Origin of the sequence: Ancylobacter dichloromethanicus, assembly GCF_018390645.1 — a bacterium.
Taxonomy (GTDB): Bacteria; Pseudomonadota; Alphaproteobacteria; order Rhizobiales; family Xanthobacteraceae; genus Ancylobacter; species Ancylobacter dichloromethanicus.
In genome coordinates, this window is the sequence record NZ_JAHBGC010000043.1 from 1 (window position 1) to 4,470 (window position 4,470).

6 protein-coding genes are annotated in these 4,470 nt (G+C 67.2%); all 6 read left to right on the forward strand.

Annotated elements, in window-relative coordinates; genetic code table 11:
• Positions 1–1,686, forward strand: a 1,686-nt coding sequence (locus KHC23_RS18590) for a phage tail tape measure protein (protein WP_213374576.1), incomplete at its 5' end; no start/stop codon positions are given.
• 1 nt (position 1,687) lies between these two features.
• Positions 1,688–2,059: a phage tail protein gene (locus tag KHC23_RS18595; protein ID WP_213374578.1), complete on the forward strand. Its 372-nt coding sequence runs from the start codon at positions 1,688–1,690 to the stop codon at positions 2,057–2,059.
• The gene (locus KHC23_RS18600; protein WP_213374580.1) at positions 2,056–2,286 is read left to right on the forward strand and encodes a tail protein X; all 231 of its coding nucleotides are present in this window, start codon (positions 2,056–2,058) and stop codon (positions 2,284–2,286) included. Before KHC23_RS18595 ends, KHC23_RS18600 begins: the two co-directional genes overlap by 4 nt.
• Complete coding sequence (locus KHC23_RS18605; protein ID WP_213374582.1) at positions 2,286–3,296, forward strand: contractile injection system protein, VgrG/Pvc8 family; 1,011 nt, start codon at positions 2,286–2,288, stop codon at positions 3,294–3,296. Before KHC23_RS18600 ends, KHC23_RS18605 begins: the two co-directional genes overlap by 1 nt.
• Before the next feature lie 131 nt (positions 3,297–3,427).
• The gene (locus KHC23_RS24910) at positions 3,428–3,619 is read left to right on the forward strand and encodes a Com family DNA-binding transcriptional regulator (protein WP_213374584.1); all 192 of its coding nucleotides are present in this window, start codon (positions 3,428–3,430) and stop codon (positions 3,617–3,619) included.
• Positions 3,595–4,317 (forward strand): DNA-methyltransferase, encoded by a 723-nt coding sequence (locus tag KHC23_RS18615; RefSeq protein ID WP_213374586.1) that lies wholly within the window; start codon positions 3,595–3,597, stop codon positions 4,315–4,317. Before KHC23_RS24910 ends, KHC23_RS18615 begins: the two co-directional genes overlap by 25 nt.
• The last annotated feature ends 153 nt before the right edge of the window (positions 4,318–4,470 follow it).

Sequence of the window (4,470 nt, forward strand, 5' to 3'; positions counted from 1 at the left end):
ATCGTTGCGGCCGGCGCTGTCGCCGTGACGGCAGCATTTACTGGAGCCGCGAAGGCCGCCATGTCGTTTGAGGACGCCATGGCGGAGGTCCGCAAGGCCGTCGAGATGCCCGAGGCGGAGTTCAATGCCCTGGAGCAGACGATCCTTCGGCTAAGCCGCGAGACGCCGCTGGCGAAGGAGGAGATCGCGAAGCTGGTGGCTCAGGCCGGCTTCGCCGGCCGACCGATGCAGGATCTGGCGCGGTTCGGCACCTTCGCCGCCAAGGCCGCCGTTGCCTTCGGGCTGTCGGCCGAGGAAAGCGGGGACCGGCTGGCCAAGCTCGGCAATGTGTTCCAGCTCAACCAGGAGCAGATCGAAGCACTTGCCGACGCGGTCAACTACCTCGGCGACAACATGGCGGCGAAGGAAGCCGACATCATGGAGTTCCTGTCGCGCACCGGAGGGCAGGCCCGCATATTCGGGCTTGCCGAGGCCGAGGCCGCAGCCTTCGGGTCGGCCATTCTGTCGCTCGGTGTCTCGTCCGAGGTGGCGAGCACCGGCTTCAATTCGCTGCTCACCAAGCTCCAGACGTCGTCGAAGCAGAGCAAGTCCTTCCAGGGCGGACTGAAGGCGCTGGGCCTATCGAGCAAACAGCTTTCCAAGATGATCGCCGAAGGCCCAGCCGAGGCGATCGTGGAAGTGTTCCGCCGCATCAAGGATCTGAACCCCGAGAAGCAGATGGGGGTCCTCACCGATCTGATGGGTCTGGAATATGCCGATGACGCGGCCCGCATGGCGCAGTCGCTGGACCTGATCATCAAATCGCTCGACATGATCGACGATCCGGCGCGCAGCAAGGGCTCGGTCGACCGCGCTTTCAGCATCTTCGATGATCTGACCTCTTCAAAAATCCAGAAGATGAACAACCAGTTCTCCGCTCTTGGAGCGAACATCGGTAAGTCATTGACGCCTGCGATCGGCGGCGCTGCGGACGCCGTTTCGTCCTTGCTGGAGAACATTAACGCGGTGTTCGACCGCGCCGTGAAGATCGACGAGATGATCGCCAAGCGCGCCAAGGGCGAGGCGCTTCCGCCGCAGCAGCAGGCGGAACTGGATAAGAATCCGGGGATGCGGCGGGAGGTTGAGGAAGGGCAGCGGCGCGAGCACCATGACCTCTTCCAGGCCAAAAAGCGCGTGGAGGCCCTTGAGCAGAAACGCGCGACCGCCATGAGCCAGATGAAGCTGGGCGTTGAGGGATCTCGCGAGTGGCTAGAAGACATCGAGGCTCGGCTCAGTGAGGCGAGGGCGGAGATGGAGAAATTGCTTGCCGTTCCCGGCGCAAAGGACGCCATGGCGACAAGTATGCAGGGGGTAACGGATGCCATCGGCACGGAGGGTGCGAAGGCCGTCGAAAAGGCGAAGTCCATCGCGGACTGGATTCGCGGGCTCTTCGATTTCACCGCTACCCCGACGATATCGCCACAGTTCGTCCCTGGCGGAGCGAGCCTGCCGGATGGGCCTCCCGTTCCGCTCCCGCCTGCCAAGCCCAAGCGGACGAGTTCGATCAGCAATTCGCGTTCCGTCGCCCAGGCCAACACCTTCAACATCTACGGCGCCTCCGACCCGCAGCGCTCGGCGCGGGCGGTGGACCGGCGGCTGGCGCGGCTGGGCTCTGGCGCCAGCGCGCTGAACGACACGGTGGGCTGAGATGGCGCTGATGTGCATCGGCCCGCATGTGTTCCAGCCGGTGGGGCTGAACGGCCGGGAAATGGAGTTCACCACCGAGGCGGTGTTGGCCGAGTTTCCCCGCTGGGGCGGTGCGGACGGCGCGCAGTTCCATGGCATGCGCCGCGACACCTTCGTCATCTCCGGCGTGCTGTTTCCCTCCGCCATTGGCGGCCTGCCGGACTACCAGGCGATCCGCGCCAGCCAGAACACGGGGCGAGCCCTGCCGGTGATCCAAATGGCGGTGGGCTTCGTCGGCACCGTGCTCGGCACCTTCGCCGTCGAGCGCGTGTCGGACCTTGCCGAGTATGGCGGGCTCAAGCTCGGCTTTGAGGTGGAGCTGCGCACGGTATGACGACGGTCGATCGCATCTACCGCACCTCCCGCGACGGCGAGCGCCTGGACCGTATCGCCCGCGCCGAGCTCGGCACCGAGACCGGCGGCACGGTCGAGGCCATCCTCGATCTCAACCCCGGCCTCGCCCGCAAGGGGCCGCTCTTTCCGGTCGGCACCGAGATAAGGCTTCCGCCGCGCGACGCGGCGAAGGCGGCCGTCAAGGTGCCGCGGATCTGGGGCGACTGATGAAGACCCCGGTCTTTCAGCTCTTCAAGGGCGACACGAATCTGATGGGCTCGATGGCGCCCTATTTCCTCGGCGCCGGCCTGACCGACGAGGTCGGCATCCAGAACGACCAGCTGCAGGTGTTCCTCAATGACGAAGGCCGGCGGCTGCCGCTGCCCAAGGAGGGCGACCTCCTCAAGCCCTGGGCGGGCTATGCGGAAACGCAGGTGCTGCCGCTCGGCGCCTTCAAGGTGGAGCGTTACGGCCTCGGCTGGGAGCCGGGCGGCGCCGAGGCCATGGTGATGACGGCGCGGGCGGTGACCTATGCCGGCGAGGTGAAGGCCGGCGGCACCATGCATTTCGACGACAGGAGCCTCGCCGACATTCTCGGCGAAGTGGCGCGCTCGGCCGGGCTCTCGCTGGCGATCGACCCGCAACTGGCCGAGGTGCGCATTCCCTACGTGCTGCGCTGGGAGGCCTCGCCGATCGACTTCGCCTCGCGGCTGGCGGCCGAGCATGGCGGCATCGTGAAGCCGGGCGGCGAGAAGCTCGCCGTGGTGCGGCGCGGCGCCGGCACGGATGCCGCCGGCACTGAGCTTCCACGCATCCGCGTCCAACGGCTCGGAAGCTCTGGATGGAATGTCGAGGGCGAGCCTCGCCCGCGCTTTGGCAAGGTGGCGGCAGCCTGGCAGGACCCGACGAGCGGGCGGCGCAAGCTCGCCGAAAAGAGCGCCGGGAGCGAGGGGCCGACGAACAATCTCATCCATCCGCGCGCCACGAAGGCCGAGGCCGAGGCGGCGGCCGAGGCGCGCGCCCGCGAGCTCAACACGCTCACCGGCTCGGGCTTCTTCGTCACCGAGTTCGACCCGGCCTATTCGGCCGGTGCCCTGGTCGAGGCGTCGGGCTTTGGCGAGGGCATCGACGGCACCTGGCCGAGCGAGCGCATCTCGACCAGCTGGGAGAAGGGCGCGCCGGTGCTCTCGACCATCGACGTGACGGCGAAGCCGGAGGGAGGGCAAGGTGATGGATGACGGGGTCCGGGTGGACCCCGGCGCGGGGCTGTTTGGCGACGAAACCCGCGTGCGGCGCACAAACATGACCGCAACCCCGCCCCATGCTCGGCCGAGCCTGGGCGGAATGCCTCATGTGGACTTAAGATCGCGTGAAGGACATAAGATGCAGCTGCGGCGCGCTGCTTTTCCGCGCCGCCGGCGGTGCCCTTCGAGGGGCCGTCGAGATCAAGTGCCGCCGCTGCGGCACGCTCAATTTCCTGAGGCCGATCGAGCCCGAATCCGAACGCCGCGAGCGTCACTCCAACGGAGACGACGCATGCGGCCTCGCGCCGAAACGATAGACCAGGCGACCCTGTATCTGGGCGACGCGCTGGAGATCATGCCAACCCTCGATCCTTGCTTCGCCATGGTGCTGGCCGACCCGCCCTATTGTTCGGGCGGGGCGACGGCCGGCGAGCGGATCAAGGTCACCAGCGCCAAGTATCTGGGCCAGGAGAGTCGCCGGCTCTACCCCGAGTTCGCCGGCGATACGCGCGACCAGCGCTCCTTCCTCGCCTGGTCCACCCTATGGCTCGGCCGGGCACGGGCTGTGGCCATGCCCGGTGCCATCTGCGCCGTCTTCTCCGACTGGCGGCAACTGCCGGTGACCACCGATGCCCTGCAATGCGCGGGCTGGATCTGGCGGGGCATTGTTCCCTGGGACAAGACCGAGGGAAGCCGCCCCCAGCAGGGCCGCTACCGTATCCAGGCGGAGTACGTGGTGTGGGGCACCAACGGGCCTCGGCCACTTGCCGGCGGCACGGCGCCGGGTGTCTTCCGCATGCCCAAGCCGCACAAGAAGCACCACATCGCCGGAAAGCCGGTGGAGCTGATGGAGGGGCTTATGAAGCCGATCGAGGGGCCTGTCCTCGACCCCTTCATGGGCAGCGGCACAGTGGGCCTCGCCTGCGCCCGCCGAGGCCTGCCCTATGTCGGTATCGAGGTGGAGGAGGCATATTTCGATATCGCGACGACGCGACTGCGCGCGGGCGCGTCATAGCCAGCCATTGAGTGCGCGGATTGCGAGCCAATCTGTCTCCGCCGCCCGTCGTTTGGGGATCAGGGCTTCGCCGTCTTGGTCACCTTCGGCGGCACCTGGCGCGCGCCCTTCGTGCCGGCCTCAACCTGCCTTCAAGGGCCGTTGATTGCCAGT

Excerpts from the sequence above, each read along its gene's own strand:
- KHC23_RS18605 (WP_213374582.1), top strand. The coding sequence starts at position 2,286 with ATGAAGACCCCGGTCTTTCAGCTCTTCAAGGGCGACACGAATCTGATG.
- KHC23_RS18615 (WP_213374586.1), top strand. The coding sequence starts at position 3,595 with ATGCGGCCTCGCGCCGAAACGATAGACCAGGCGACCCTGTATCTGGGC.
- KHC23_RS18595 (WP_213374578.1), top strand. The coding sequence starts at position 1,688 with ATGGCGCTGATGTGCATCGGCCCGCATGTGTTCCAGCCGGTGGGGCTG.
- KHC23_RS18600 (WP_213374580.1), top strand. The coding sequence starts at position 2,056 with ATGACGACGGTCGATCGCATCTACCGCACCTCCCGCGACGGCGAGCGC.